The 25,814-nt window shown below is 44.1% G+C and carries 25 protein-coding genes; 22 read left to right on the top strand and 3 right to left on the bottom strand.

What is annotated here, in order from left to right:
• Positions 1 to 13: 13 nt before the first annotated feature.
• Positions 14 to 1,225, bottom strand: a complete 1,212-nt coding sequence (gene sstT, locus ACXYSL_RS02890) for a serine/threonine transporter SstT (protein WP_458623914.1) — start codon at positions 1,223 to 1,225, stop codon at positions 14 to 16.
• A gap of 151 nt (positions 1,226 to 1,376) precedes the next feature.
• On the opposite strand from sstT, the gene ACXYSL_RS02885 reads away from it, so the two are divergent.
• The 22 genes from ACXYSL_RS02885 (at position 1,377) to ACXYSL_RS02780 (ending at position 22,863) form a co-directional block, all read left to right on the top strand.
• Positions 1,377 to 1,937: a mechanosensitive ion channel family protein gene (locus tag ACXYSL_RS02885; protein WP_007517840.1), complete on the top strand. Its 561-nt coding sequence runs from the start codon at positions 1,377 to 1,379 to the stop codon at positions 1,935 to 1,937.
• 57 nt (positions 1,938 to 1,994) lie between these two features.
• Positions 1,995 to 2,903 carry a magnesium transporter CorA family protein gene (locus ACXYSL_RS02880; RefSeq protein ID WP_000899718.1) on the top strand — a complete coding sequence of 303 codons (909 nt, stop codon included), beginning with the start codon at positions 1,995 to 1,997 and terminating at the stop codon, positions 2,901 to 2,903.
• Positions 2,904 to 2,917: 14 nt separating this feature from the next.
• Positions 2,918 to 3,445, top strand: a complete 528-nt coding sequence (locus tag ACXYSL_RS02875) for a YqeG family HAD IIIA-type phosphatase (protein WP_458623913.1) — start codon at positions 2,918 to 2,920, stop codon at positions 3,443 to 3,445.
• Between the two features lie 2 nt (positions 3,446 to 3,447).
• Positions 3,448 to 4,554 carry a ribosome biogenesis GTPase YqeH gene (gene yqeH, locus ACXYSL_RS02870; protein ID WP_458623912.1) on the top strand — a complete coding sequence of 369 codons (1,107 nt, stop codon included), beginning with the start codon at positions 3,448 to 3,450 and terminating at the stop codon, positions 4,552 to 4,554.
• A gap of 210 nt (positions 4,555 to 4,764) precedes the next feature.
• Complete coding sequence (gene yhbY, locus ACXYSL_RS02865; RefSeq protein WP_000060171.1) at positions 4,765 to 5,076, top strand: ribosome assembly RNA-binding protein YhbY; 312 nt, start codon at positions 4,765 to 4,767, stop codon at positions 5,074 to 5,076.
• Between the two features lie 51 nt (positions 5,077 to 5,127).
• A complete protein-coding gene (locus ACXYSL_RS02860; protein WP_458623911.1) occupies positions 5,128 to 5,757 on the top strand; it encodes a nicotinate-nucleotide adenylyltransferase in 630 nt (209 codons plus the stop codon).
• Positions 5,757 to 6,350: a bis(5'-nucleosyl)-tetraphosphatase (symmetrical) YqeK gene (gene yqeK, locus ACXYSL_RS02855; RefSeq protein WP_458623910.1), complete on the top strand. Its 594-nt coding sequence runs from the start codon at positions 5,757 to 5,759 to the stop codon at positions 6,348 to 6,350. Before ACXYSL_RS02860 ends, yqeK begins: the two co-directional genes overlap by 1 nt.
• Entirely contained in the window at positions 6,351 to 6,704 is a 354-nt protein-coding gene (gene rsfS, locus ACXYSL_RS02850) for a ribosome silencing factor (RefSeq protein ID WP_458623909.1), read from the top strand.
• A 179-nt stretch (positions 6,705 to 6,883) separates the two neighbouring features.
• On the top strand, positions 6,884 to 7,624 hold the full coding sequence (locus ACXYSL_RS02845) for a class I SAM-dependent DNA methyltransferase (protein ID WP_458623908.1): 741 nt from the start codon (positions 6,884 to 6,886) through the stop codon (positions 7,622 to 7,624).
• Positions 7,625 to 7,633: 9 nt separating this feature from the next.
• The gene (locus ACXYSL_RS02840) at positions 7,634 to 8,731 is read left to right on the top strand and encodes a nucleotidyltransferase (RefSeq protein WP_458623907.1); all 1,098 of its coding nucleotides are present in this window, start codon (positions 7,634 to 7,636) and stop codon (positions 8,729 to 8,731) included.
• A 203-nt stretch (positions 8,732 to 8,934) separates the two neighbouring features.
• Positions 8,935 to 10,548: a ribonuclease Y gene (locus tag ACXYSL_RS02835; RefSeq protein ID WP_295588650.1), complete on the top strand. Its 1,614-nt coding sequence runs from the start codon at positions 8,935 to 8,937 to the stop codon at positions 10,546 to 10,548.
• A 134-nt stretch (positions 10,549 to 10,682) separates the two neighbouring features.
• On the top strand, positions 10,683 to 11,309 hold the full coding sequence (gmk, locus tag ACXYSL_RS02830) for a guanylate kinase (protein WP_000775041.1): 627 nt from the start codon (positions 10,683 to 10,685) through the stop codon (positions 11,307 to 11,309).
• 24 nt (positions 11,310 to 11,333) lie between these two features.
• Complete coding sequence (gene rpoZ, locus ACXYSL_RS02825) at positions 11,334 to 11,648, top strand: DNA-directed RNA polymerase subunit omega (RefSeq protein ID WP_002874282.1); 315 nt, start codon at positions 11,334 to 11,336, stop codon at positions 11,646 to 11,648.
• 65 nt (positions 11,649 to 11,713) lie between these two features.
• Positions 11,714 to 14,110, top strand: a complete 2,397-nt coding sequence (locus ACXYSL_RS02820; RefSeq protein ID WP_458623906.1) for a primosomal protein N' — start codon at positions 11,714 to 11,716, stop codon at positions 14,108 to 14,110.
• A gap of 12 nt (positions 14,111 to 14,122) precedes the next feature.
• The gene (gene fmt, locus ACXYSL_RS02815) at positions 14,123 to 15,058 is read left to right on the top strand and encodes a methionyl-tRNA formyltransferase (RefSeq protein WP_458623905.1); all 936 of its coding nucleotides are present in this window, start codon (positions 14,123 to 14,125) and stop codon (positions 15,056 to 15,058) included.
• Positions 15,051 to 16,364 (top strand): 16S rRNA (cytosine(967)-C(5))-methyltransferase RsmB, encoded by a 1,314-nt coding sequence (gene rsmB, locus ACXYSL_RS02810; RefSeq protein WP_458623904.1) that lies wholly within the window; start codon positions 15,051 to 15,053, stop codon positions 16,362 to 16,364. Before fmt ends, rsmB begins: the two co-directional genes overlap by 8 nt.
• 15 nt (positions 16,365 to 16,379) lie before the next feature.
• Positions 16,380 to 17,120 (top strand): Stp1/IreP family PP2C-type Ser/Thr phosphatase, encoded by a 741-nt coding sequence (locus ACXYSL_RS02805; RefSeq protein ID WP_084875761.1) that lies wholly within the window; start codon positions 16,380 to 16,382, stop codon positions 17,118 to 17,120.
• Positions 17,117 to 18,997 (top strand): Stk1 family PASTA domain-containing Ser/Thr kinase, encoded by a 1,881-nt coding sequence (pknB, locus tag ACXYSL_RS02800; protein WP_458623903.1) that lies wholly within the window; start codon positions 17,117 to 17,119, stop codon positions 18,995 to 18,997. Before ACXYSL_RS02805 ends, pknB begins: the two co-directional genes overlap by 4 nt.
• An 85-nt stretch (positions 18,998 to 19,082) precedes the next feature.
• Positions 19,083 to 19,841: a threonine/serine exporter family protein gene (locus ACXYSL_RS02795; protein ID WP_000344546.1), complete on the top strand. Its 759-nt coding sequence runs from the start codon at positions 19,083 to 19,085 to the stop codon at positions 19,839 to 19,841.
• A gap of 1 nt (position 19,842) precedes the next feature.
• Positions 19,843 to 20,298, top strand: coding sequence for a threonine/serine exporter family protein (locus ACXYSL_RS02790; protein ID WP_000176910.1), 456 nt, complete (start codon positions 19,843 to 19,845; stop codon positions 20,296 to 20,298).
• Positions 20,299 to 20,416: 118 nt separating this feature from the next.
• Positions 20,417 to 21,589 (top strand): hydroxymethylglutaryl-CoA synthase, encoded by a 1,173-nt coding sequence (locus ACXYSL_RS02785; protein WP_458624013.1) that lies wholly within the window; start codon positions 20,417 to 20,419, stop codon positions 21,587 to 21,589.
• Positions 21,589 to 22,863: a hydroxymethylglutaryl-CoA reductase, degradative gene (locus tag ACXYSL_RS02780; RefSeq protein WP_458623902.1), complete on the top strand. Its 1,275-nt coding sequence runs from the start codon at positions 21,589 to 21,591 to the stop codon at positions 22,861 to 22,863. The genes ACXYSL_RS02785 and ACXYSL_RS02780 overlap by 1 nt, the downstream gene beginning before the upstream one ends.
• Positions 22,864 to 23,051: 188 nt before the next feature.
• On the opposite strand, the gene ACXYSL_RS02775 is transcribed toward ACXYSL_RS02780, so the two are convergent.
• Complete coding sequence (locus tag ACXYSL_RS02775; protein WP_000225991.1) at positions 23,052 to 24,017, bottom strand: LacI family DNA-binding transcriptional regulator; 966 nt, start codon at positions 24,015 to 24,017, stop codon at positions 23,052 to 23,054.
• A complete protein-coding gene (locus tag ACXYSL_RS02770; protein ID WP_458623901.1) occupies positions 23,998 to 25,452 on the bottom strand; it encodes a sucrose-6-phosphate hydrolase in 1,455 nt (484 codons plus the stop codon). The genes ACXYSL_RS02775 and ACXYSL_RS02770 overlap by 20 nt, the downstream gene beginning before the upstream one ends.
• Positions 25,453 to 25,814: the final 362 nt, after the last annotated feature.

Raw genomic sequence — 25,814 nt, 5'->3', positions numbered from 1 at the left:
GAGAAATCAGAGACTAGGGGCGAAGTTTTCGGTTTGTAGCATACTCAGCAACCGCTGTAAAGAGGACATCTGTTGAAGAGTTCAGAGCTGTTTCGCAGGAGTCTTGCACGACTCCGATCACAAATCCGACTCCGACAACCTGCATAGCCAAGTCGTTGGAAATCCCAAAGAGGCTACAAGCGACAGGAATGAGGAGAAGCGATCCCCCAGCAATTCCAGATGCCCCGCAGGCAGAAATGGCAGCCACTACACTGAGTACAAATGCTGTCCCAAAGTCTACCGAGATTCCGAGTGTATTGACAGCAGCCAGGGTCAGGACATTTATGGTAACGGCAGCGCCAGCCATATTGATGGTCGAACCAAGCGGAATGGAGACAGAGTAGGTATCAGGATTCAGTCCCAAGTCTTGGCAGAGTTTCATATTGACAGGAATATTTGCAGCAGAGCTACGAGTGAAGAAGGCTGTAATACCACTGACACGTAGGCATTTAAAAACAAGGGGATAGGGATTTTTCCTCATAAAGAGAAAGGCGATGAGTGGGTTGACGATGAGAGCTACAAAGGCCATGGTAGCAATCAAGAGTCCTAGGAGGATACCGTAGTTAGCCAGACTGGCAATGCCCTTGTCAGAGATGGTCTTAAACACCAAACCTAAAATCCCAAAGGGTGCTAGGTTGATAATCCATTCCACAATTTTAGAGGTCACATCTGCCATGGTTTTCAGTAATTCTTTACTGTGTTTACTTGCTTCTCTCATAGCCAAGCCAAAGATGACTGCCCAAGAGAGAATTCCGATATAGTTGGCTTCAACAATAGCATTTAGGGGATTGTCCACCAGTTTGAGCAAGAGGTTGCTGAGGACTTGACCGATACCGTCAGGAGCAGCAACTTCTGTATTTACACTGGTCAGGGTGATTTGCACAGGCAGTAAGAAACTAGCTAGAACGGCCACCAATGCAGCAGCAAAGGTTCCGAGCAAGTATAGGAAAATAACCGTCTTCATATTGGTATTTTGCCCCTTTTGGTGTTGGGAAAGGGCATTGGCAACAAGGGCAAAAACCAAAATAGGAGCGATGGCTTTCAGTCCGCCTACAAAGAGATCTCCAAGCAGACCAATTCCTGTAAGGTTTGGAAAGAGCATCCCTAATGTCGCTCCCAAGATCATTCCAATAAGGATTCGTTTGATGAGGCTTGCCTTGGTCCAGGCTCTAATGATTCGTTTCATAGCAGTCTCCTTCAAAATGTATTGTTTATAATTATAGTATAAATATGCTATAGAGGCAAGTGATATTTTGAAAAACATAGACGAAAATTGAATAATTATGAAAGAAAAGAGAAGGACGATTTTATGGTATAATAGGAAAAAGGAGTTTTATATGCAAGATTTTTTTCAACGCTATTTTGATAAACTTGATTTAACAACCATGTTAGAGAATCTCTTGACCAAGGTGATTTCTCTTTTGATTTTGTTTTTACTATTTTATATAGCTAAAAAGATGCTTCATGCGACTGTCCGAAAGATTGTCAAGCCCTCACTTAAATTTTCAAATCGGGATGCAGGAAGGCAAAAGACCATTTCGCGTTTGCTGGAGAATGTCTTTAACTACATTCTTTATTTCTTTTTAATCTATTGCATCCTGTCTATTTTAGGCTTGCCGGTTTCTAGTTTGCTTGCCGGTGCGGGGATTGCTGGTGTAGCCATTGGGATGGGGGCGCAAGGTTTTCTATCCGATGTCATTAATGGCTTCTTCATCCTCTTTGAACGCCAGCTCGATGTGGGCGATGAAGTGGTCCTCACAAACGGACCGATTACCGTTTCTGGAAAGGTCGTTAGTGTAGGAATCCGTACAACACAACTGCGCGGTGACGATCAAGCCCTTCACTTTGTTCCTAACCGCAATATTACCGTTGTTAGTAATTTATCCCGTACTGAATAGTCCGACTATTTTAGCAGATTTGTGGTACAATAGAAGGAGTTTGGTAAAGGAGAGAGTATGCTATTTGTAGAGAAAAAATTAGGTCACGATCGTACTTGGATAGACCTTGATGTGGATAAGATTAAAAATATGGAAGATCTTTCTGACATCTATGGATTGGACAAGGAAACCATCGAGTATGCTCTGGATAGAAATGAACGAGCCCACATGGATTATAACCGTGAAACGGAGACGGTAACCTTTATTTATAATGTTCTTGATTTAGAAAAAGACAAGGAATATTATGAAGCGATTCCGATGACCTTTATCGTTGAAAAACAACGGCTGATTACTATCAGCAATCACAAGAATACTTATGTGATTAAACGCATGGCGACCTACCTTGAAAGCCATGAAATTATTTCAATCTACAAATTTCTTTTTGCCAGTTTAGAGATTATTAGCAATGCTTACTATCCAGTTATTGAAGAGATGGATAAAAGTAAGGATGAAATCAGTGCACTTCTTCGTCAAAAAACAACTAAAAAAAATCTTTTTGCCCTCTCTGACTTGGAAACTGGTATGGTTTACCTGACAGCTGCTGCTAAACAAAATCGTCTCCTCTTAGAACATATTCAAGGGCATGCTCTTTATCGCAATCTTAATGAGGTAGAAAGAGAGCAGTTTGACGATGCTATGATTGAAGCCCATCAGTTGGTTTCAATGACAGACTTGATATCTCAAGTTTTGCAACAACTCTCAGCCTCTTACAACAATATCCTAAATAATAATCTAAATGATAATTTGACAACTTTGACCATTATCTCAGTCTTGCTAGCTATCCTTGCGGTTATTACAGGATTTTTCGGAATGAATGTTCCCTTACCGTTTACAGATGAACCAAATGCTTGGATTTATATTTTGATAGCTAGTCTTATTTTATGGGCAGTCTTAGCTCAATGTTTAAAGAAAATTGCTAGAAACTAAAAAAAGGAGCCAGAATGGCGATTGAAAACTATATGCCAGATTTTGCTGTGGAAGCAGTCTATGATCTGACAGTCCCAAGCCTGCAGGCGCAGGGGATCAAGGCTGTTTTGGTCGATTTGGACAATACCCTCATTGCTTGGAATAACCCTGATGGGACGCCAGAGATGAAGCAATGGCTACATGACCTTCGGGACGCAGGTATTCGCATCATCGTGGTCTCAAATAATACCAAAAAACGGGTTCAACGAGCAGTTGAGAAGTTTGGGATTGACTACGTTTATTGGGCTCTTAAGCCCTTCACCTTTGGAATAGACCGTGCCATGAAAGAATTCCACTATGAGAAAAATGAAGTGGTCATGGTCGGCGACCAGCTCATGACCGATATTCGGGCAGCGCATCGTGCAGGGATTCGCTCAATCTTGGTCAGACCCTTGGTCCAACATGACTCTATCAAGACGCAGATTAACCGAGCTCGTGAGCGCCGTGTCATGCGAAAAATCACTGAAAAGTACGGACCGATTACATATAAAAAAGGAATTTAACTATGGAAGAAATTCTCTGTATTGGTTGTGGAGCAACCATTCAGACGACAGACAAGGCTGGTCTTGGATTTACTCCTCAGTCGGCACTTAAAAAAGGTTTGGAGACTGGTGAAGTTTATTGCCAACGCTGTTTCCGTCTTCGTCATTACAATGAAATCACAGATGTCCAGTTGACGGACGATGATTTCCTCAAGCTCTTGCACGAGGTGGGAGACAGTGATGCCTTGGTGGTCAATGTCATTGATATTTTTGATTTTAATGGTTCTGTCATCCCAGGCCTGCCACGCTTTGTATCGGGCAATGATGTCCTCTTGGTCGGAAATAAGAAAGATATCCTGCCCAAGTCAGTTAAACCGGGCAAGATTAGCCAATGGCTCATGGAGCGTGCCCACGAAGAAGGACTTCGCCCTGTGGATGTCGTCCTGACTTCAGCCCAGAATAAGCATGCTATTAAGGAAGTCATTGACAAGATTGAACACTACCGTAAGGGCCGTGATGTCTACGTGGTCGGTGTGACCAACGTTGGGAAATCAACCCTTATCAACGCCATTATCCAAGAAATCACGGGTGACCAAAATGTCATCACGACTTCGCGTTTCCCAGGAACAACCTTGGACAAGATTGAAATTCCGCTTGACGACGGATCTTATATCTACGATACACCGGGAATTATTCACCGCCACCAGATGGCCCACTACTTGACGGCTAAAAACCTCAAGTATGTCAGCCCTAAAAAGGAAATCAAGCCCAAAACCTATCAGCTTAACCCTGAACAAACCCTGTTTCTAGGTGGTCTCGGACGTTTTGACTTCATTTCAGGAGAAAAGCAAGGTTTTACAGCCTTCTTTGATAATGAACTCAAATTGCATCGTACCAAGCTTGAAGGCGCTAGTGCTTTCTACAACAAGCACCTAGGAACCCTTTTGACGCCACCAAATAGCAAGGAAAAAGAGGAGTTTCCAAAACTAGTCCAGCATGTATTTACTATCAAGGACAAAACAGACCTAGTCATCTCAGGACTCGGCTGGATCCGTGTAACAGGAAGTGCAAAAGTCGCCGTCTGGGCACCAGAAGGCGTCGCAGTCGTCACACGAAAAGCAATAATTTAAAATAAAATTACTGAGCGAACAAAGTGAGCTCATAAAAAGATAGTTATTGCCGTGGTGTGATTGCCAATCTCTTGATTGGCAAGGGGCACAATTGAGACCAAGGCTCAATTGTGAGGTCAGGAAATCCATTTTTCAAAGATGAGATCTTTGAAAAATTAGTTCCGACCGTCCCTCACCACCTAAATAACTATCAAAAAAGGAAGAAAGATCATGTCATTAACATCAAAACAACGTGCCTTCCTCAACAGCCAGGCACACACCCTCAAACCCATCATTCAAATTGGGAAAAATGGTCTCAACGACCAAATCAAAACCAGCGTTCGCCAAGCTCTTGACGCCCGTGAATTGATTAAAGTTACGCTCTTGCAAAACACAGATGAAAACATCCACGAAGTAGCTGAAATCTTGGAAGAAGAAATTGGTGTGGATACAGTCCAAAAAATCGGACGCATCTTGATTTTGTATAAACAATCCAGCAAGAAAGAAAATCGCAAGATTTCCAAGAAAGTCAAAGAAATCTAAGACCGAAACTCCAAGAAACTGTTTTTACAGAGAAATAAAGGAGACTAGCCTATGGCAATCGAATTATTGACTCCCTTTACCAAGGTAGAGTTGGAGCCAGAAATCAAGGAGAAAAAACGTAAACAAGTCGGGATTTTAGGGGGGAATTTTAACCCTGTTCACAATGCCCATCTCATTGTTGCGGACCAAGTACGGCAACAGTTGGGGCTGGATCAGGTTCTGCTCATGCCTGAATACCAACCTCCTCATGTAGATAAAAAGGAAACCATCTCTGAACACCATCGTCTCAAGATGCTTGAATTGGCGATTGAGGGGATCGAAGGCCTAGCCATTGAAACTATTGAGCTAGAGCGCAAGGGCATTTCCTATACCTACGATACCATGAAGATTTTGACAGAGAAGAATCCAGATACGGATTATTACTTTATCATCGGTGCCGATATGGTGGACTATCTGCCTAAGTGGTACCGAATTGATGAACTGGTAGATATGGTTCAGTTTGTGGGAGTTCAGCGTCCACGCTACAAGGCAGGGACTTCCTATCCAGTTATCTGGGTGGATGTGCCTCTCATGGATATCTCGTCCAGCATGGTGCGTGACTTCCTTGCCCAAGGTCGGAAACCCAACTTTCTCCTGCCTCAGCCTGTGCTAGACTACATCGAGAAGGAGGGTCTCTACTGATGGCCTATCAAGACTATATCAACTGCTCCCGTGAGGCTTTGTTGGAAAAAATGGCAGAGCTTCTACCTGAAAAACGCTTAACCCACTGCTTGGGTGTGGAGCGTGCAGCCATAGAACTGGCTCAGCGCTTTGGTGTAGATAGTGAGAAAGCAGGCCTAGCAGGCCTTCTCCACGACTATGCTAAAAAGTTGTCAGATCAGGAATTTCTGGATTTGATTGACCGTTACCAGCTAGACTCTGACCTCAAAAATTGGGGTAATAACGTCTGGCATGGTATGGTCGGAATTTATAAAATCAAAGAAGATTTGAATTTACAAGATCCTGAAATCCTGCGAGCTATCGAGATTCATACTGTTGGCGCTGGTCAGATGACAGACCTAGATAAGGTTATCTATGTAGCCGACTATATCGAGCACAATCGTGCCTTTCCAGGAGTAGACCAGGCGCGTGAGATTGCAAGTTTGTCGCTCAATAAGGCAGTGGCCTATGAAACAGCTCACACTGTGGAGCATTTAGCTCATCAGGGATTTCCCATCTATCCCCAAACCCTTGAAACCTATAACGCCTTTGTGCACTATTTGAAAGAGGACTAAATGAACGAAAAAGAATTACTAGAACTAGTCGTGAAAGCGGCTGATGAGAAACGTGCGGAGGATATCCTCGCACTTGATGTACAAGATTTGACCAGTGTTACAGACTACTTTGTCATCACGAGCTCGATGAATAGCCGTCAGTTAGACGCTATCGCTGATAATATCCGTGAAAAAGTAGCTCAAGCTGGTGTTAAAGGCAGCCATGTCGAAGGTGATGCAGCTGGAGGCTGGGTCTTGCTGGACCTTGGCGGTGTCGTTGTGCATATCTTCTCAGAAGAAATGCGTGCCCACTATAATCTTGAAAAACTATGGCATGAGGCGGATTCTGTAGACTTATCTGAAACTCTGGCGTAGAAGATGAACTCAGTTGTAGTCAACTGGGTTTATTTGCTTATTTTAAAAAGAAAGTGATAGAAAGGATTTGAACCCGTCCTGTAATCGTCGGAAAATAGATAGCTTTGGCTTGGATCAGGATCCTAAGTCCAAGCTCCTAATTTTCATTCCTATTACGGGCGGACTTGGTATCATGTTTTATGGCGACATATGAAACCTTTGCGGCTGTTTACGATGCTGTGATGGATGATAGTTTATACGATAAATGGACGGATTTTTCGCTACGTCATTTGCCTAAGACTAAGGAGAGAAAGAAACTCTTGGAATTGGCTTGTGGGACAGGCATCCAGTCCGTTCGCTTTTCTCAGGCTGGTTTTGAGGTGACTGGACTGGACCTGAGCGCGGATATGCTGAAGATTGCGGAGAAGAGAGCGACTTCAGCCAAGCAAAAGATTGATTTTATCGAAGGCAATATGTTGGATTTGTCCAAGGAAGGGAAATATGATTTTGTCACGTGTTATTCGGACTCCATCTGCTACATGCAGGATGAAGTAGAAGTAGGCGACGTCTTTAAAGAAGTTTATAATGCGCTTAATGAAGATGGAGTCTTCATCTTCGATGTGCATTCGACCTACCAGACAGATGAAGTTTTTCCAGGCTATTCTTATCATGAAAATGCAGAAGATTTTGCCATGCTCTGGGATACCTACGAGGACGCTGCACCTCACTCAATCGTGCATGAGTTGACCCTCTTTATCAAGGAAGAGGATGGTTCCTTTAGTCGTCACGATGAAGTGCATGAGGAGCGAACTTACGAGGTTTTGACCTATGATATTTTGCTGGAACAGGCTGGTTTCAAGTCCTTCAAACTCTATGCGGACTTTGAGGACAAGGAACCAACAGAAACCAGTGCCCGTTGGTTTTTTATCGCGCAGAAGTAGGAGAACACTATGACCATCACAGGTATTATAGCCGAGTTCAATCCTTTTCACAATGGGCATAAATACCTGCTAAATCAGGCTGATGGACTGAAAATCGTGGCTATGTCAGGGAATTTTATGCAACGTGGTGAGCCTGCTATTGTGGACAAGTGGACACGGGCCCAGATGGCGCTGGAAAATGGAGCTGATCTGGTAGTGGAATTGCCCTTTTTAGTCAGTGTTCAGGCAGCAGATTTCTTTGGCCAAGGAGCTGTGGATATCTTGGCTCGGTTGGGGATTGATACTCTAGCCTTTGGGACAGAAGAATTTCTGGATTATCAAAAAATCGCTGATTTATACACAGAGAAAGGTGCTGAGATGGAGAAATTTGTGGAAAATCTGCCTGACTCTCTCTCTTATCCACAGAAGACTCAGGCCATGTGGAAGGAATTTGCAGGTCTTGATTTTTCAGGCAATACGCCCAATCATGTCCTTGCTCTTGCCTATGCCAAGGCGGTTGCAGGACGAAACATCAAGCTTGAGCCGATTCAGCGTAAGGGAGCGGGTTATCATTCTGTGGACAAGAATGTGGACTTTGCTTCGGCAACAGCTCTGCGTCAGCACCAGAAGGACCAAGACTTCTTAGAACGCTTTATGCCTTCTGTTGCTCTTTTTGAGCAGGCTAATAAGGTGAGTTGGGACGACTATTTTCTTTTGCTCCGCTATCAAATCTTATCAAATACAGACCTAACCACCATTTTTCAGGTCAATCGAGAAATGGCAGTACGCATCAAGGATGCCATCAAGACAGCCCAGTCTGTGGAAGACTTGGTTGAAGCGGTTGCGACCAAACGTTACACCAAGGCACGTGTCAGACGCCTCTTGACCTATATCTTGGTGCAGGCTAGAGAAGGTGACTTGCCAGAAGCCATTCATGTCCTTGGATTTACTGAAAAAGGCAGGCAACATCTCAAGTCTTTGAAAGATCAGGTCAGTCTAGTCAGCCGAATTGGCAAAGAACCTTGGGATACCATGACCCAAAAGGCAGACCAGATTTACCAACTAGGACAGCCAAGCATCGCAGAGCAGAATTTCGGCAGGGTGCCCATTAGAATAGAAACAAACTAAGTCTACTGAAAGGTGGACTTTTTTGCTTCGTTTTTCGTGGAAATTTAAATTTTTAAAGATTCTTAATTTTGCTTGAATATCCAAGGGATTTCTTCTAAAAATCACACAAAACTCTTCAATTTGGGTTTGTGAAAATCGGTTTTTTATGATAGAATATTAAGGAATGTATGTCATTCGATAAACAAATTTAATGAGGTAAAAACATGGAAATCATGACACTTGCGATTGCTGTTTTTGCCGTCATCATTGGTTTAGTCATTGGATATGTCAGCATCTCAGCTAAGATGAAATCATCTCAAGAGGCTGCAGAGTTGATGCTTCTAAATGCTGAACAAGAAGCAACTAATTTACGAGGACAAGCTGAGCGCGAAGCGGATTTATTGCTAAATGAAGCCAAGAGCGAAAGCAAGTCTCTTAAAAAAGAAGCACTATTGGAGGCCAAAGAGGAAGCCAGAAAATACCGTGAAGAAGTGGACGCTGAATTTAAGTCAGAACGTCAGGAGCTCAAGCAAATTGAAAGTCGTTTGACGGAGAGAGCTACGAGCCTTGACCGTAAGGACGACAATTTGACGAACAAAGAAAAAACACTTGAACAAAAAGAACAAAGTATTTCTGATAGAGCAAAAAACCTTGATGCACGTGAAGAGCAATTAGAGGAAGTCGAAAGACAAAAAGAAGCTGAACTTGAACGTATCGGCTCCCTTTCCCAAACTGAGGCTCGAGATATTATCTTGGCTCAAACAGAGGAAAACTTAACTAAGGAAATTGCTAGCCGCATTCGTGAGGCTGAGCAAGAGGTGAAGGAACGTTCAGACAAGATTGCTAAAGATATCTTGGTTCAGGCTATGCAGCGTATCGCTGGTGACTATGTAGCAGAGTCAACAAACTCGACAGTTCACCTACCGGATGATACTATGAAGGGTCGCATTATTGGTCGTGAAGGGCGAAATATTCGTACCTTTGAAAGTTTGACAGGGGTCGATGTGATTATCGACGATACACCGGAAGTGGTGACCTTGTCAGGATTTGATCCAATTCGTCGTGAAATTGCTCGTATGACCATGGAAATGTTGCTCAAGGATGGCCGTATCCACCCAGCTCGTATCGAGGAGTTGGTGGAGAAAAACCGTCAGGAGATTGACAATAAAATCCGTGAATACGGTGAGGCTGCTGCCTATGAGATTGGTGCGCCTAACCTCCATCCAGACTTGATGAAGATTATGGGACGTTTGCAGTTCCGTACTTCTTATGGACAAAATGTCTTGAGTCATTCGATTGAGGTTGCTAAGTTATCTGGTATCATTGCCAGTGAACTTGGTGAAAATGCAGCTCTTGCCCGTCGTGCTGGATTCCTTCATGACATCGGGAAAGCTATTGACCGCGAGGTTGAAGGTAGTCACGTTGAGATTGGTACGGAGTTGGCTCGTAAGTACAAGGAACACCCAGTTGTGGTGAATACTATTGCTAGCCACCACGGAGATGTCGAAGCCGAAAGCGTCATTGCAGTGATCGTTGCTGCAGCAGATGCCTTGAGTGCAGCGCGTCCAGGTGCTCGTAGTGAATCTCTTGAAAACTATATCAAGCGTCTCCATGATTTGGAAGAAATCGCCAATGGCTTTGAAGGAGTGCAAAATAGCTTTGCCCTTCAAGCAGGACGTGAAATCCGTATCATGGTTAATCCAGGACAAATCAAGGACGACAAAGTCACAATCTTGGCTCACAAAGTTCGTGAGAAAATTGAAAACAATCTCGATTACCCAGGAAATATCAAGGTAACCGTAATCCGCGAACTTCGTGCAGTAGATTATGCTAAATAAATAAGAAAGAGCAGTTGAAATATTACTGCTTTTTTGTTACACTAGATAGAAAGACTGTAGAAGGATAACTGACACTATCACCAGTATCCGAGAGAAATTTTACTTTATTTCACAGACTAACTAAAGGAGACATAATGGCAGACCGAGGCTTGCTAATCGTTTTTTCTGGTCCTTCAGGAGTTGGGAAAGGAACGGTTAGAAGAGAGATTTTTGAGAGTTCTGAGAATCAATTTCAATACTCTGTATCGATGACGACGCGTGCGCAACGTCCTGGTGAAGTGGACGGGGTGGACTATTTCTTCCGTACTCGTGAAGAGTTTGAAGAGCTAATCCGTCAAGGTCAGATGTTGGAATATGCAGAATATGTCGGTAACTACTATGGAACTCCTCTAACCTATGTCAATGAAACTTTGGACAAGGGAATCGATGTCTTTCTTGAGATTGAAGTGCAAGGAGCTCTTCAGGTTAAGAAAAAGGTTCCAGATGCTGTCTTTATCTTTCTAACGCCACCAGATTTGGATGAATTGCAAGATCGTTTGGTAGGTCGTGGAACAGATAGTGCGGAAGTGATTGCCCAACGAATCGAAAAAGCTAAGGAAGAAATTGCTCTCATGCGTGAGTATGATTATGCCATTGTCAACGATCAGGTGCCCCTCGCTGCTGAACGTGTCAAGCGTGTGATCGAAGCAGAACACTTCCGTGTGGACCGTGTCATTGGTCACTATCAGGAGATGTTGCCAAAATCTCCAACTACTCGATAAACTATAGGAAATAGGTACAAGCAAATGATGTTAAAACCCTCTATCGATACCTTGCTGGACAAGGTACCATCAAAATATTCACTCGTAATCTTGGAAGCAAAACGCGCCCACGAACTAGAAGCCGGTGCGCCAGCAACTCAAGAGTTTAAGTCTGAAAAATCAACTCTTCGCGCTTTGGAAGAAATCGAGTCTGGAAACGTTACGATTCACCCAGATCCAGAAGGAAAACGTGAAGCAGTTCGTCTCCGTATCGAAGAAGAAAAACGCCGCAAAGAAGAAGAAGAAAAAAAGATCAAAGAGCAAATCGCTAAAGAAAAAGAAGATGGTGAAAAAATTTAAGGTTGGGGGGACTCAATCTTATTTTTTCTATTGCAAGAATGTACTGACAAGAAGGAGGTGAGAAGATGGCTATCTCAAAGATTATCGTGGATGTTCCCCTGATGCAGACGGACCAGCCCTATAGCTACAAGGTCCCTGAGGAATTTGTAGAGATGCTGGAAGTCGGTATGCGGGTCCATGTCCCCTTCGGCAAGGGCAATCGTTTAATCCAAGGGATTGTGTTGGCCTTGGAGTCCCAGTCGGATGAAGAAGTGGCAGATCAGGACTTGAAAGAGATTGCGGAGGTGCTAGACTTTTCTCCCGTCTTGACCCAGGAGCAACTCTGGCTAGCTGAGGAGCTACGTAAGTCTGTCTTTTCTTACAAAATCTCCATTCTAAAAGCTATGCTTCCAGGGTTTTTAAACTCCAGCTATGATAAGATTCTCTATCCTCTGGAAGGTCTGAGTCAGGCAGACCGAGAGCGCTTGTTTGGTTCAGAAGATTCGCTCGCCTTTTCTTCTTTAGACCTTGCCAAGCAAGCTGAAATGATGCGCTTGACCAGAAAAGGGTTGCTCCGTTTAGAGTACCAGGCTGTTGATCAGAAGAAGGTCAAGACCCAATCTTGGTATGAGGTCCATGTTGAGCAGTTAGAAGGTGTTGAGATTTCTGCGCGTGCTAAGAAAAAGGCAGAGCTGAGAGACTATTTACTGTCTCGTCCTGAGAGTGCTCCTCTGGCTAGCTTGTTAGAATCCTACTCACGCGAGCAAGTCAATTTCTTTGTGGAGCAAGGAGCTCTAACCCTTGTTCAAAAGGAAGTGCAACGTTCAGCTGCTTATTTCGAAGGCATTGAAGCCAGTCAACCTTTGGAGCTGAACCCAGAGCAAAGACAGGCGCGTGATGCGGTTATCAGTGCTATTGGCAGTCAGCAACCTCCTTTCCTCCTTCAAGGGATTACAGGAAGTGGGAAAACAGAGGTTTACTTACAGATTATCCAAGGAGCCGTGGACAAGGGCAAGACAGCCATTTTGCTGGTGCCTGAGATTTCCCTGACGCCACAAATGACGGAGCGGTTCATTGCTCGTTTCGGCGAGAAAGTAGCCATCCTTCACTCAGGCTTGTCTAATGGTGAAAAGTACGATGAATGGCGCAAGGTTGAACGCGGAGATGCCCAAGTTGTTGTTGGCGCTCGATCAGCTATCTTTGCTCCTTTGAAAAATCTAGGTGTCATCATTATCGATGAAGAGCATGAAGCTAGTTACAAACAAGACAGCAATCCCCGTTATCATGCTAGAGAGGTCGCCATCTTACGGGCCCAGTACAATAAAGCAGCCCTGGTCCTTGGTTCAGCGACGCCGAGCTTAGAGAGCCGTGCACGGGCTGGAAAAGGTGTCTATCAACACTTACGTCTAACCCAACGGGCCAATCCTTTAGCCACTATTCCTGAGGTTCAAGTGATTGACTTTCGGGACTATATCGGGCAGAATGAGACATCAAACTTTACCCCTCCTTTGCTAGAGGCCATTCAAGATCGCCTGGATAAAAAAGAGCAGGTGGTCCTCATGCTCAACCGTCGGGGTTATTCTAGCTTTGTTATGTGTCGGGAGTGTGGGACGGTGGATACTTGTCCCAACTGTGACATTTCTCTCACCCTGCATATGGATACCAAGACTATGAACTGCCATTACTGTGGCTTTTTTAAGGGAATTCCTCATGTCTGTCCCAACTGTCAGAGTCGCAGTATTCGTTACTACGGGACGGGGACTCAGAAAGCCTACGATGAACTAGCGGACCTCTTTCCTCATGCCCGCATTCTGCGGATGGATGTGGATACGACCCGTAAGAAAGGTAGTCACCAAGCTCTTCTTGACCAGTTTGGCCGAGGGGAAGCAGATATCTTGCTGGGAACTCAGATGATTGCCAAGGGCTTGGATTTTCCAAATGTGACTTTGGTTGGAGTGCTCAATGCGGATACGGCCTTGAATCTACCTGATTTTCGTTCTTCTGAGAGAACCTTCCAACTCTTAACTCAGGTGGCTGGTCGGGCAGGACGTGCGGAAAAAGCTGGGCAGGTCTTGATCCAGTCATACAATCCTGAGCACTATGCTATTCGTTTTGCAAAAGATCAGGATTATGAAGGTTTTTATGCCTATGAAATGAGTATTAGGCGCCAACTCGGCTATCCGCCTTATTATTTCACTATTGGGATTACCCTCTCTCATAAGAAAGAAGAAGAGGTTGTCAAACGTGCCTATGAAGTTATGGGAATTTTGCGCTCAGGTTTATCGGAAACTAGTAAAATCCTTGGACCAACGCCAAAACCCATCGCCCGTACTCACAACCTTTATCATTACCAGATTTTGATTAAATACCGTTTAGAAGATGAACTAGGACCAGCCCTCAATCGAGTTTTGGCCTTGACTCAAGAACGGGAAAATAGCGAGCTTCGTCTCAGCATTGACCACGAACCGCAGCAATTTTTATAAGAAGGAGAAGAAATGACAAAACTAATCTTTATGGGGACACCCGACTTTTCAGCAACAGTTTTGAAGGGTTTGTTATCAGATGATCGTTACGAGATCCTAGCTGTTGTAACCCAGCCAGACCGCGCTGTCGGCCGTAAAAAAGTGATCCAAGAAACCCCTGTCAAGCAGGCTGCCAAAGAAGCGGGTCTTCCTATCTACCAACCTGAAAAATTATCTGGAAGCCCAGAGCTGGAAGCTATTATGAATTTAGGAGCAGATGGGATTGTGACCGCTGCTTTTGGGCAGTTTCTCCCAAGTAAACTTCTTGATAGCATGGACTTTGCGGTCAACGTTCACGCTTCCCTCCTTCCCAAACACCGTGGTGGTGCACCCATTCATTATGCCTTGATTCAAGGGGATGAGGAAGCTGGTGTGACCATTATGGAGATGGTCAAGGAAATGGATGCAGGAGACATGATTTCCCGTCGCAGTATTCCTATCACTGATGAGGATAATGTTGGAACCTTATTTGAGAAATTAGCGATTGTTGGTCGTGACTTGCTTTTGGATACCCTTCCTGGCTATATTGCTGGGGAGATCAAACCTGAACCACAAGATTCTAGTCAAGTCACTTTCTCGCCAAATATTAAGCCAGAGGAAGAAAAGCTGGACTGGACCAAGACCAACCGTCAACTCTTCAACCAAATCCGTGGGATGAATCCATGGCCTGTAGCCCATACTTTCCTCAAAGGCGACCGCTTTAAGATCTATGAAGCCCTACCAGTAGAAGGTCAGGGAAATTCAGGTGAGATCCTCTCAATTGGTAAAAAGGAATTGATCGTTGCAACGGCTGAAGGAGCTCTATCTCTCAAGCAAGTGCAGCCAGCAGGTAAGCCTAAGATGGACATTGCTTCCTTCCTCAACGGAGTTGGACGGACATTGACTGTAGGAGAACGATTTGGTGACTAAAGTAGAAACGGCTAGAAGTCTAGCTCTAACAGTGTTAGAGGATGTTTTTGTCAACCAAGCCTACTCAAATATTGCCTTAAACAAACACCTCAAGGGCAGTCAACTCTCAGCAGCAGACAAGGGTTTGGTGACAGAGATTGTTTACGGAACGGTAGCCCGCAAACTCACCTTAGAATGGTATTTGTCCCACTTTATCCAAGACCGAGACAAGCTAGATAACTGGCTCTATATCCTACTCCTTATGAGCGCCTATCAAGTCTGTTATCTGGATAAGGTGCCTGACCATGCTGTAGTCAATGAAGCAGTGGAACTAGCCAAAGCCCGTAAAAAAGGCAGTGAAAAATTGGTCAACGCTGTCCTTCGTCGTATTTTGCGAGAAGGCTGGCCAGATATTGCAACTATCAAACGCAAAAACAAGCGTGATTCCATTGCCTATTCTCTCCCAGTTTGGCTAGTATCTAAGCTCAAGGAAGAATACGGCGAAGAGCGAGCCCAAGCTATTTTTGAAAGCCTATTGGTGCGCAACAAAGCCAGCATTCGAGTGACTGACTTGAGCCGAAAAGAGGAAATCAAGGCCGTGTTAAAGGCGAGTGATTCACCTTTGGCCGCTTCTGGTTTGGTCAAGGAGCAGGGACACTTTGCGGGACATGATTTGTTCTCGGAGGGTGCTATTACCATCCAAGATGAGTCCAGTCAACTGGTTGCTCCGACTCTTCATCTACAAGGCCATGAGCAGGTTCTGGATGCCTGTGCCGCTCCGGGGGGGAAAACAGCCCATATTGCCTCTTACCTCACATCTGGAAAGGTGACCGCTTTGGATCTTTATGATCACAAGTTGGACTTGATCCAAGAAAACGCCCAACGTCTAGGTGTGGCGGATCAAGTGCAAACGAAAAAATTGGATGCAAGAAAAGTGCATGAGTTTTTCGGTCGAGACTCTTTTGATAAGATTTTAGTAGATGCCCCTTGTTCTGGAATCGGTCTCTTGCGCCGCAAACCAGATATCAAATACAATAAAGAAACAGCAGATTTCACATCCTTACAAGAAATTCAGCTGGAAATATTAGGTAGTGTTTGTCAAACACTACGAAAAGGTGGTATAATAACGTATAGTACCTGTACTATTGTCTCTGAGGAGAACTTTCAAGTCGTTGAGGCATTTTTAGAAAGTCATCCCGAGTTCGAGCAGGTTAAACTAGAACACGAATGTAAAGATATCCTGAAAGATGGCTGCATCCTGATTACTCCAGAATTGTATGGAAGTGATGGATTCTTTATTAGCCAATTTCGCAAGATATCAGAATAGGAAGGAACTGACACAATGGAAATAGCATTATTAACAGATGTTGGTCAGAAACGTACAAATAATCAGGACTATGTCAATCACTTTGTCAACCGAGCAGGACGCACTATGATCATCTTGGCTGACGGGATGGGAGGACACCGTGCAGGAAATATCGCTAGTGAGATGGCGGTAACAGACCTCGGTGTAGATTGGGTGGATACCCAAATTAACTCAGTCAATGAAGTTCGTGAGTGGTTTGCCCACTACCTGGAGATTGAAAATCAAAAAATTCATCAACTAGGCCAGGACGAAGCATACAGAGGCATGGGGACAACGCTAGAAGCTGTTGCGTTTATTGACAACCAAGCCATCTATGCTCACATTGGAGATTCTCGTATCGGTTTGATTCGTGGAGAAGAATACCACCAGTTGACGAGTGACCATTCCTTGGTTAATGAATTGCTCAAGGCTGGTCAATTGACTCCAGAAGAGGCAGAAACTCACCCTCAAAAGAATATCATCACACAGTCTATCGGACAAAAAGATGAAATCCAGCCTGATTTTGGGATGATTACACTGGAGTTAGGAGATTATCTCTTGCTCAATAGTGACGGTTTGACCAATATGATTTCGGCAAGCGAAATTTATGATATTGTAACCAGTGATATTTCCCTAGCAGACAAGGCGGCAACCCTCATTCGTTTTGCTAACAATGCAGGAGGTTTAGACAACATTACGGTTGCCCTTGTTTACATGAACGAGGAGGCGGCAGAATGATCCAAATCGGCAAGATTTTTGCCGGGCGGTATCGGATTGTCAAGCAGATTGGTCGAGGAGGCATGGCAGATGTTTACTTGGCCAAGGATTTGATCCTAGATGGGGAAGAGGTGGCAGTTAAGGTCCTGAGGACCAACTACCAGACGGACCCGATTGCTGTGGCACGTTTCCAGCGGGAAGCGAGGGCTATGGCGGATCTGGACCATCCTCATATCGTCCGGATAACAGATATCGGTGAGGAAGATGGCCAACAGTACCTAGCTATGGAATACGTAGCAGGACTTGACCTCAAGCGTTATATCAAAGAACACTATCCTCTTTCAAATGAAGAGGCGGTTCGGATTATGGGACAGATTCTTTTGGCTATGCGTTTAGCTCATGCTAGAGGAATTGTTCACCGAGATTTGAAACCTCAAAATATCCTCTTGACACCAGATGGAACTGCTAAAGTTACTGACTTTGGGATTGCAGTGGCCTTTGCAGAGACGAGTCTGACCCAGACCAACTCGATGCTGGGTTCGGTTCATTATTTGTCACCTGAGCAAGCGCGTGGTTCAAAAGCGACCTTCCAGAGTGATATCTATGCAATGGGGATTATCTTCTATGAAATGCTGACGGGACATATCCCTTATGATGGGGATAGTGCGGTTACGATTGCCCTTCAGCATTTCCAGAAGCCACTTCCGTCCGTCATTGCTGAAAACCCATCTGTCCCTCAGGCTTTGGAAAATGTTGTCATCAAGGCAACTGCTAAGAAATTGTCTGATCGCTATCAATCTGTTTCAGAAATGTATATGGACTTGTCAACTAGCTTGTCTTATAATCGTCGGAATGAACCGAAACTGGTCTTTGACGATGCGAGTAAGGCGGATACGAAGACTTTACCTAAAGTCCCACAAAGTACATTGACCTCGATTCCAAAAGCTCCGGCGCAGGAAGAACGTCCTCAGTCAAAGAAATTAACCCCAGAGCAAGCACCTACGCAAAAGCCAACTAAAAAGCGGAAGTTTAAGGCTCGCTATATGATTCTTTTAGCTAGTCTTCTATTAGTTGCAGCTTCTTTGGTCTGGATTTTATCTAGAACACCAGCAACGATTCCTATTCCTGATGTGGCTGGACAAACTGTTGCAGAGGCAAAAGAAGCTCTTAAAAAATCCAAGTTTGAAGCCGGTGAAGAAAAGTCAGAAGCCAGCGACACAGTAGCGGAAGGACGCGTTATTCGAACCGATCCGGAAGCTGGTAGTGGCCGAAAAGAAGGGACCAAGGTCAATTTGATTGTTTCTTCTGGGAAGCAATCCTTCCAATTGAGCAATTATGTTGGACGCAAGTATACGGATGTCGTAGCTGAACTCAAGGAGAAGAAGGTTCCTGAGAATCTAATCAAGATGGAAGAGGAAGAATCCGGCGAAAGCGAACCTGGAATTATTCTCAGACAAAGTCCTGCGGCAGGTACGACTTATGATCTTTCAAAAGCCAGCACAATTACTTTAACGGTTGCTAAGAAAGTAACAAGTGTTTCTATGCCAAGTTATATTGGTTCAAGTCTCGAATTTACAAAGAATAATTTGACTCAGATTGTCGGTGTAAAAGAGGCCAATATTGAGGTTGTCGAGGTTTCGACTGCTCCTGAAGGGACAGCAGAAGGTACAGTTGTAGATCAAACACCAAAAGCGGGTGAACAGGTTGACCTTGCTAGCACGCGTATCAAACTTTCCATCTACAAACCGAAAACACCACCATCAACTTCATCTTCTAGTTCTGCACAACGTGGGAACCAAGGTTCTTCTACAACTCCAAATCAGGGGAACCAACAAGGAAACACTCCTTCAACTAGTCAATCAAATAGTGAAGGAACCCGTGAAAGTTCTCGAGATTAAACGAATCTTTGTCATGATTTCATGACAAAGATTTTTTTTCATTGATTTTTGTGATAAAATATAGGAAGCAGAAAAGGAGGAGAAAATGGACGAATCGAGAGAGTTGAATGCCGTCATTGATGTGATTATGCTAGCTGGAACCATTCTCTTAAAAAGCGGTTCGGAGATTTATCGGGTGGAGGACACCATGATCCGTATCGCTCATTCACAGGGAATAGTGGATTGCAACGTTCTTGCCATGCCAGCAGCTATTTTCTTTTCTATTGAGAATACCAATATTTCTCGTATGAAACGAGTAACTTCTTCCTCCTACAACATCGAAAAAGTCTGCGATGTGAACCAAGTATCACGGGAGCTTGTCGGAGGGCAGATTGATCTCTCTACGGCTTTTGAAAGGCTAAAGGAAATCAGAAATCAAGCTCTTCCTTATACCAAGTTCCAAGTGACTATTGCAGCAACTCTCAGTGCCCCTTTTTTCTCGATTATGTTCGGGGGGAATACCTATGATGCTTTTGGTGCAGCCATTGCGACTTTACTTGGTTTTGCTTTTTCTCTCTATGTAGAGAAGTTTGTCCGCATTCCTTTTGTAACCGCCTTTGCGGGTGCCTTTGTTTTTGGATTGATTGCCCAGTTCTGGGCCCGCTATACAGGATTTCCTTCGACGGCAGACTTGATCATAGCGGGAGCCGTCATGCCTTTTGTTCCAGGGATTGCTCTGACAAATGCAGTTCGGGATATCATGACCAACCATATCAACTCTGGTATGAGCAAGATGTTTGAATCCTTGCTCATTACCCTCGCTTTAGGGGCCGGCACCTCCGTCGCCCTGGTTTTGATGACATAAGATGACTCTAACAAGTATTTTACTCCAAGCAGTGGCGAGTTTACTCGCCATTATCACCTTTCTAATCGTACTAAATGTTCAGCGTTCCATGCTCCTACCTGGTGGTGTTCTGGGAATGGGTGTCTGGCTCCTCTACCTTGTGCTCAAAGAACCAACCAATGTTATTGTTGCGACCTTTATTGCAGCGGTGGTTGGTTCTTGTATCAGCCAAATTTTAAGTATTGTATATAAGACGCCAGCAGTGGTCTTTGTCTTGGCCATTCTTGCCCCCTTGGTGCCCGGTTATCTATCCTATCGAACGACAGCCTTCTTTGTGACAGGCGATTACAGTCATGCCCTTACCAGTGCAACACTAGTAGTTATGTTGGCTCTGGTCATTTCTATCGGGATGGCAAGTGGAACAGTGATTCTGAAACTTTATTACTATATCCGAAAACAGCGAGGCATATCCTCCTAATGCTGTCAAAGCAAAGACTTGATTTGTTGAATCAAGTCTTTTTTCTCTCATTTGTTCCTATTTGTGATAAAATAGAATAGAACGATTTTTTACAATGAATGAAAAAACAGAGGTAAATATGACAATCGGTATTGATAAGATTGGTTTTGCGACCAGTCAATATGTCTTGAAATTACAAGACCTAGCAGAGGCAAGGGGAGTTGACCCCGAAAAATTTAGCAAGGGACTCTTGTTAAACGAAATTAGCATTGCACCATTGACTGAGGATGTTGTCACCTTAGCTGCCAGTGCAAGCAACTCTATCCTCACAGATAAAGAAAAAGAAGAAATCGATATGGTCATCGTGGCGACCGAGTCAGGAATTGACCAGAGTAAGGCAGCAGCGGTCTTTGTTCACGGTCTATTAGGTATCCAGCCGTTTGCTCGCAGTTTTGAAATCAAAGAAGCCTGTTACGGAGCAACAGCTGCCCTCCATTATGCCAAGTTGCATGTGGAAAATTCTCCAAAGTCCAAGGTTTTGGTCATCGCCAGCGATATTGCCAAGTATGGTGTAGCGACTCCAGGTGAACCAACTCAGGGAGCTGGGAGTGTGGCGATGTTGATTACGCAAAATCCGCGTACCATGGCCTTTAACAATGATAATGTTGCCCAAACGCGTGATATTATGGATTTCTGGCGCCCAAACTATTCAACCACTCCTTATGTAAACGGTTTGTACTCAACTCAGCAATATCTTGACAGTCTTACGACGACTTGGGATGAATACAAGAAACGTTTTGATTGGACTATGAATGATTTTGCGGCCATCTGCTTCCACTTGCCTTATCCCAAATTAGCCCTAAAAGGCTTGCGCAAGATGATGGATAAGACTTTGTCTCAGGAAAAAAAGGATAGTCTGCAAGAAAACTTTGATAAGTCCATTCTCTACAGTCAGATGATTGGGAATATCTACACAGGTTCCCTCTTCCTTGGGCTTCTCTCCCTTTTGGAAAATGCAGAAAATTTGAAGGCTGGAGATAAAATTGTCCTCTACAGTTACGGAAGTGGAGCGGTTTCAGAGTTCTTTAGTGGAGAACTGGTAGAAGGTTATGAAACTTACCTTGATAAGGATCGCTTGAGCAAACTCAAGCAACGTACAGCATTGTCTGTTGCAGACTATGAAAAAGTCTTCTTCGAAGAGGTAGAGTTGGATGAATCTGGTTCAGCCCAGTTTGCAGGTTTTGAAAATCAAGACTATGCCTTGGTTGAAATTCTCGACCACCAACGTCGTTATAGCAAGGTTGAAAAATAATGAAGAGAAGTTGGAATGGATTTTCTAAAAAGTCATACCATGAGCGCCTTGAGTTACTGAAAGCTCAGGCGCTCCTTAGTCCTGAAAAGCAAACCAGTCTGGAGCAGGATGAACAAGTCAGCTTGGCAGTTGCAGATCAGCTGAGTGAGAATGTAGTGGGAACTTTTTCTCTGCCTTATTCGATTATTCCAGAGCTTTTGGTGAACGGTCAGGACTACACAGTTCCCTATGTGACAGAAGAACCCTCAGTGGTTGCTGCGGCCAGCTATGCAAGTAAAATCATCAAGCGAGCAGGTGGCTTTACTGCTCAAGTACATGAGCGCCAGATGATTGGTCAGGTAGCCCTTTATCAAGTTGCTAATCCAGATCTAGCGCAAGAGAAGATTGCCAGCAAGAAGGCAGAGCTCTTAGAACTTGCCAATCAAGCCTATCCCTCCATCGTCAAACGTGGTGGTGGGGCGCGTGATTTGCATGTAGAGCAGATCAAAGGTGAAACAGACTTTCTCGTCGTCTATCTCCATGTCGATACTCAGGAAGCCATGGGAGCCAATATGCTTAACACCATGCTGGAAGCCTTAAAACCAGTCTTAGAAGAACTCAGTCAGGGACAGAGTCTTATGGGAATTTTGTCCAACTACGCGACCGATTCTCTGGTGACTGCAAGCTGTCGTATCGCCTTTCGCCATTTGAACCCTCAAAGGGATCAAGGACGAGAAATTGCGGAGAAAATAGCTTTGGCTAGCCAGTTTGCACAGGCTGATCCCTACCGAGCAGCTACTCACAATAAAGGGATTTTTAATGGTATTGATGCCATTTTGATTGCCACTGGTAATGACTGGCGTGCCATCGAAGCTGGGGCCCATGCCTTTGCCAGTCGAGATGGACGCTATCAAGGTCTTAGTCAATGGACACTGGACATGGAAAGAGAAGAATTGGTCGGTGAGATGACCCTACCCATGCCGGTAGCGACCAAGGGTGGCTCAATCGGTCTCAACCCGCGTGTAGCCCTCAGTCATGAACTACTGGGAAATCCTTCTGCCAAAGAATTAGCTCAGATTATCGTGTCTATCGGTCTCGCCCAAAACTTTGCGGCCCTCAAAGCCTTGGTAAGTACGGGCATCCAGCAAGGCCACATGAAATTGCAGGCCAAATCCTTAGCTCTCCTAGCAGGTGCTAGTGAGTCCGAAGTTGCTCCCCTCGTTGAGCGCCTCATCGCAGATAAAACCTTTAACTTAGAGACAGCCCAGCGTTATCTCGAAAACTTAAGATCATAAAAAACTCAGACAAATCAGTCTGAGTTTTCTTGTGCTTATAGTCAATGAAAATCAAAAAGAAAACTAGGAAGCTAGCTGCAGGCTGCTCAAAGCACTGCTTTGAGGTTGTAGATAAGACTGACGAAGTCAGTTACATATATCTACGGTAAGGTGACGCTGACGCGGTTTGAAGAGATTTGCGAAGAGTATTAAATACTTTTTCCTGGTAATAGGGTGACTGGTAAGAAATAACCAGTTGTCGCGACTTCCTTACCTTCAATCTTCTGCAAGAGGAGATCAACAGTGAGTTGGGCAATCTCTTTCATAGGTTGCTTAATCGTTGTCAAATGAGGATAGTAGTTCTCGATAAAGTAGGTCCCATCATAGCCGATGACCTTGAGCTCTTCAGGAACAGAAATTCCCAGCTCCTGAGCGATTTTGATCACCAGAATAGCTGTCAAATCATCCGAAGCAAAAATCGCATCTGGTTTCTGATGGGTCAAGATATTCTTGATTTCCATTTCTTTTCTGACGGGAGAAAAGTCACTCGAAACATTGATAATAGGAGCTTTTGGGAGAACAGAGGCAAAGCCAGCATGGCGTAGTCCAGTTGGTGAATTAGAGTTGTCATTCCCTGTAATCATAATGATAGACTGGGCGCCTGTCTTGACCAGAGTTTGGGCTGCGAGGACCCCGCCACCGTAGTTATCAGAGGAAACGACAGGGATGTCTGGTGATAGATTTCGGTCAAAGGAAATGATCGGTGCCGTCACACGATTGTAGTCTTCAATTCCCAAGTTGTGACTTCCAGAAATGATACCGTCTACCTGATTGGCCTCCAGCATTTCAATGTACTCCCGTTCTTTTTCAGAGTCATGTTCGCTGTTACAGATGATGGTCTTGTAGCCATTTTTGAAGAGTTGGTGTTCCAACTTGTCAATCAACTCCGCATAAAAGACATGACTGATGTTTGGGAAAATGAGTCCAATCAACTTGGCAGATTTTCCTTGGAGACTTCGAGCCAGATTGTTGGGCTTGTAGCCTAGTTCTCGCATGGCTTCATTAACCTTTTGAATGGTTTTCTCAGATAGATACCCCTTTTTATTGATGACCCGTGAGACGGTAGTAGGGCTGACGCCTGCAAGTTTTGCGACATCAGTTAGTTTTGCGACCATAATCTAATTCATAGTAAGTTCCAGTTGGGTTTCCAGACTTGATGAGGATCCCATTTTGCTCCGCATGTGGGAAGACACGACCAGAAAATACTTTTTCTCCTTTATTGATGAAAATTTCAAAGACTGACTTGTCGATGAAGATAGTAGCAGTAGTAGCCTGATTATCGATAGGGCAAGAACGAGTCGTCCCAAATTCTTGAGCGTACTGTTCACCAGCCTGACTACGATCCACTGTCACCTGTCCATTGGCAAGGTCAAAGTTGATGGAAAGTCCCTTGCCTTCTTTATCAGCAAGTAAGACAATCTCGCTCTGGCTATTGGACTCCAAGTTGAGCTCCAGTTCATAGGTGTTGTTGGTTTGAGTACGATTTGAGAAGACCTCTTCAGAAGCACGGAGGTCCTTGATAGCTGCGATAGGGTATTGGTAGAGTTTCCCATCTTTGATGGTCAGTTCCTTAACCAGTGAGAGGGCACCCTGATAATCAAATCGATCAGATGGGTAGGCTACATCTGGCAAACCAAGCCAACTTACTGCTAGTGCACGTCCATCAGGAGCATTGAAGGCTTGAGTTGCATAGGCTTCGAAACCATAGTCTAGATTATGAAGTTGAGACACATCTACCATTTTAGCATTTTCAGGATCAAAGGAAGCCCCAATTTTGTACATATTTGGAAAGATATTATCGTAGTCTAGAACTTTTTTATCCAATCCTTGTGGACAGTAGAGAAGGACAGGTTGCTCCCCTACAAAGACCAGATTTGGGCATTCCATCATGTAGGCAGTGCGATCGTTAGCGAAGTCAAGGTCGCCAACTGCTTGCCAGTTTGTGTAGTCGTTGTCAACAGCCTTGTAGAGACGGACGAAGCCTTTTTTCTCCAAATCCTGTCCACCGACGATAGCATAGTATTGACCCTTGAAGTTAAAAATTTGCGGGTCGCGGAAGTGGTCAGTAGAGTCAGATGGTTGGCCAATCAAGATTTTGTCAATTTTCGTAATCTTCCCATCTTTATCCATCAAAGCACCAATCTGGTATGGGTGACGAATCCAGTTTTCATCACGGACATTTCCTGTATAAAACAAGAACAAGTTATCGCCAAATTGCATGGCAGAACCAGAGTAGGCACCGTGGCTATCTAATGGAGTATCAGGCAAAACTTTGACTCCAGTTTCTGTGAAGTGCACTAAATCATCACTTTCTAGCTGTGCCCAAGATTTCAAACCGTGGGCTGCACCAAAGGGGAAGTTTTGGTAAAAGAGGATCCACTTGCCATCAAAGTAAGAAAAGCCATTTGGGTCGTTGAGAAGTCCTGTTTTTGGCTCAACATGGTAATGAGTATGCCATGGAGATTGTGCCATCTTTTCCTTTATATGTTGAATTTCTTCTTGCGTCCAATCTTCATAGGGTCTATAACGACGCTCAGTTGTCCATTCCATTTTATCTTTCCTCCATAAGTTCTATTCTATTATTAATAGTAAACGTTTTCGGCAAAAAAAGCAAGTCTTTTATGTTAAAAAAAAGAAAAATATGTCAAACGATTACCAGAAATCAAACAAAGGGAATCTGGCAAATTTTCACGAAAAAATGAAAGAAAATGTAAACAAAAGCCTTGATCCCTCAAATATAAAGATATTTTTTTGAGGAAAAAGAAAATATCCCTCAAAAATGAGCAAGAATAATCAGGAGCAAAAGAAAGGAAATAAAAAATCCTGCAAAACGCTTGACATATTTCAGAAACATGATAAAATAATAGTCGTAGAGCGAATAAAATCGCTTTCAAACAAGAACAAAGTTTTTA

The sequence above is a fragment of the Streptococcus sp. V913 genome (assembly GCF_054353455.1).
The sequence above is the reverse complement of the archived record's forward strand: the minus strand, read 5'-3'. Positions and strand labels throughout refer to the sequence as shown.

Excerpts from the sequence above, each read along its gene's own strand:
- sstT (WP_458623914.1), bottom strand. The coding sequence starts at position 1,225 with ATGAAACGAATCATTAGAGCCTGGACCAAGGCAAGCCTCATCAAACGA.
- ACXYSL_RS02885 (WP_007517840.1), top strand. The coding sequence starts at position 1,377 with ATGCAAGATTTTTTTCAACGCTATTTTGATAAACTTGATTTAACAACC.
- ACXYSL_RS02880 (WP_000899718.1), top strand. The coding sequence starts at position 1,995 with ATGCTATTTGTAGAGAAAAAATTAGGTCACGATCGTACTTGGATAGAC.
- ACXYSL_RS02875 (WP_458623913.1), top strand. The coding sequence starts at position 2,918 with ATGGCGATTGAAAACTATATGCCAGATTTTGCTGTGGAAGCAGTCTAT.
- yqeH (WP_458623912.1), top strand. The coding sequence starts at position 3,448 with ATGGAAGAAATTCTCTGTATTGGTTGTGGAGCAACCATTCAGACGACA.
- yhbY (WP_000060171.1), top strand. The coding sequence starts at position 4,765 with ATGTCATTAACATCAAAACAACGTGCCTTCCTCAACAGCCAGGCACAC.
- ACXYSL_RS02860 (WP_458623911.1), top strand. The coding sequence starts at position 5,128 with ATGGCAATCGAATTATTGACTCCCTTTACCAAGGTAGAGTTGGAGCCA.
- yqeK (WP_458623910.1), top strand. The coding sequence starts at position 5,757 with ATGGCCTATCAAGACTATATCAACTGCTCCCGTGAGGCTTTGTTGGAA.
- rsfS (WP_458623909.1), top strand. The coding sequence starts at position 6,351 with ATGAACGAAAAAGAATTACTAGAACTAGTCGTGAAAGCGGCTGATGAG.
- ACXYSL_RS02845 (WP_458623908.1), top strand. The coding sequence starts at position 6,884 with ATGGCGACATATGAAACCTTTGCGGCTGTTTACGATGCTGTGATGGAT.
- ACXYSL_RS02840 (WP_458623907.1), top strand. The coding sequence starts at position 7,634 with ATGACCATCACAGGTATTATAGCCGAGTTCAATCCTTTTCACAATGGG.
- ACXYSL_RS02835 (WP_295588650.1), top strand. The coding sequence starts at position 8,935 with ATGGAAATCATGACACTTGCGATTGCTGTTTTTGCCGTCATCATTGGT.
- gmk (WP_000775041.1), top strand. The coding sequence starts at position 10,683 with ATGGCAGACCGAGGCTTGCTAATCGTTTTTTCTGGTCCTTCAGGAGTT.
- rpoZ (WP_002874282.1), top strand. The coding sequence starts at position 11,334 with ATGATGTTAAAACCCTCTATCGATACCTTGCTGGACAAGGTACCATCA.
- ACXYSL_RS02820 (WP_458623906.1), top strand. The coding sequence starts at position 11,714 with ATGGCTATCTCAAAGATTATCGTGGATGTTCCCCTGATGCAGACGGAC.
- fmt (WP_458623905.1), top strand. The coding sequence starts at position 14,123 with ATGACAAAACTAATCTTTATGGGGACACCCGACTTTTCAGCAACAGTT.
- ACXYSL_RS02805 (WP_084875761.1), top strand. The coding sequence starts at position 16,380 with ATGGAAATAGCATTATTAACAGATGTTGGTCAGAAACGTACAAATAAT.
- pknB (WP_458623903.1), top strand. The coding sequence starts at position 17,117 with ATGATCCAAATCGGCAAGATTTTTGCCGGGCGGTATCGGATTGTCAAG.
- ACXYSL_RS02795 (WP_000344546.1), top strand. The coding sequence starts at position 19,083 with ATGGACGAATCGAGAGAGTTGAATGCCGTCATTGATGTGATTATGCTA.
- ACXYSL_RS02790 (WP_000176910.1), top strand. The coding sequence starts at position 19,843 with ATGACTCTAACAAGTATTTTACTCCAAGCAGTGGCGAGTTTACTCGCC.
- ACXYSL_RS02785 (WP_458624013.1), top strand. The coding sequence starts at position 20,417 with ATGACAATCGGTATTGATAAGATTGGTTTTGCGACCAGTCAATATGTC.
- ACXYSL_RS02780 (WP_458623902.1), top strand. The coding sequence starts at position 21,589 with ATGAAGAGAAGTTGGAATGGATTTTCTAAAAAGTCATACCATGAGCGC.
- ACXYSL_RS02775 (WP_000225991.1), bottom strand. The coding sequence starts at position 24,017 with ATGGTCGCAAAACTAACTGATGTCGCAAAACTTGCAGGCGTCAGCCCT.
- ACXYSL_RS02770 (WP_458623901.1), bottom strand. The coding sequence starts at position 25,452 with ATGGAATGGACAACTGAGCGTCGTTATAGACCCTATGAAGATTGGACG.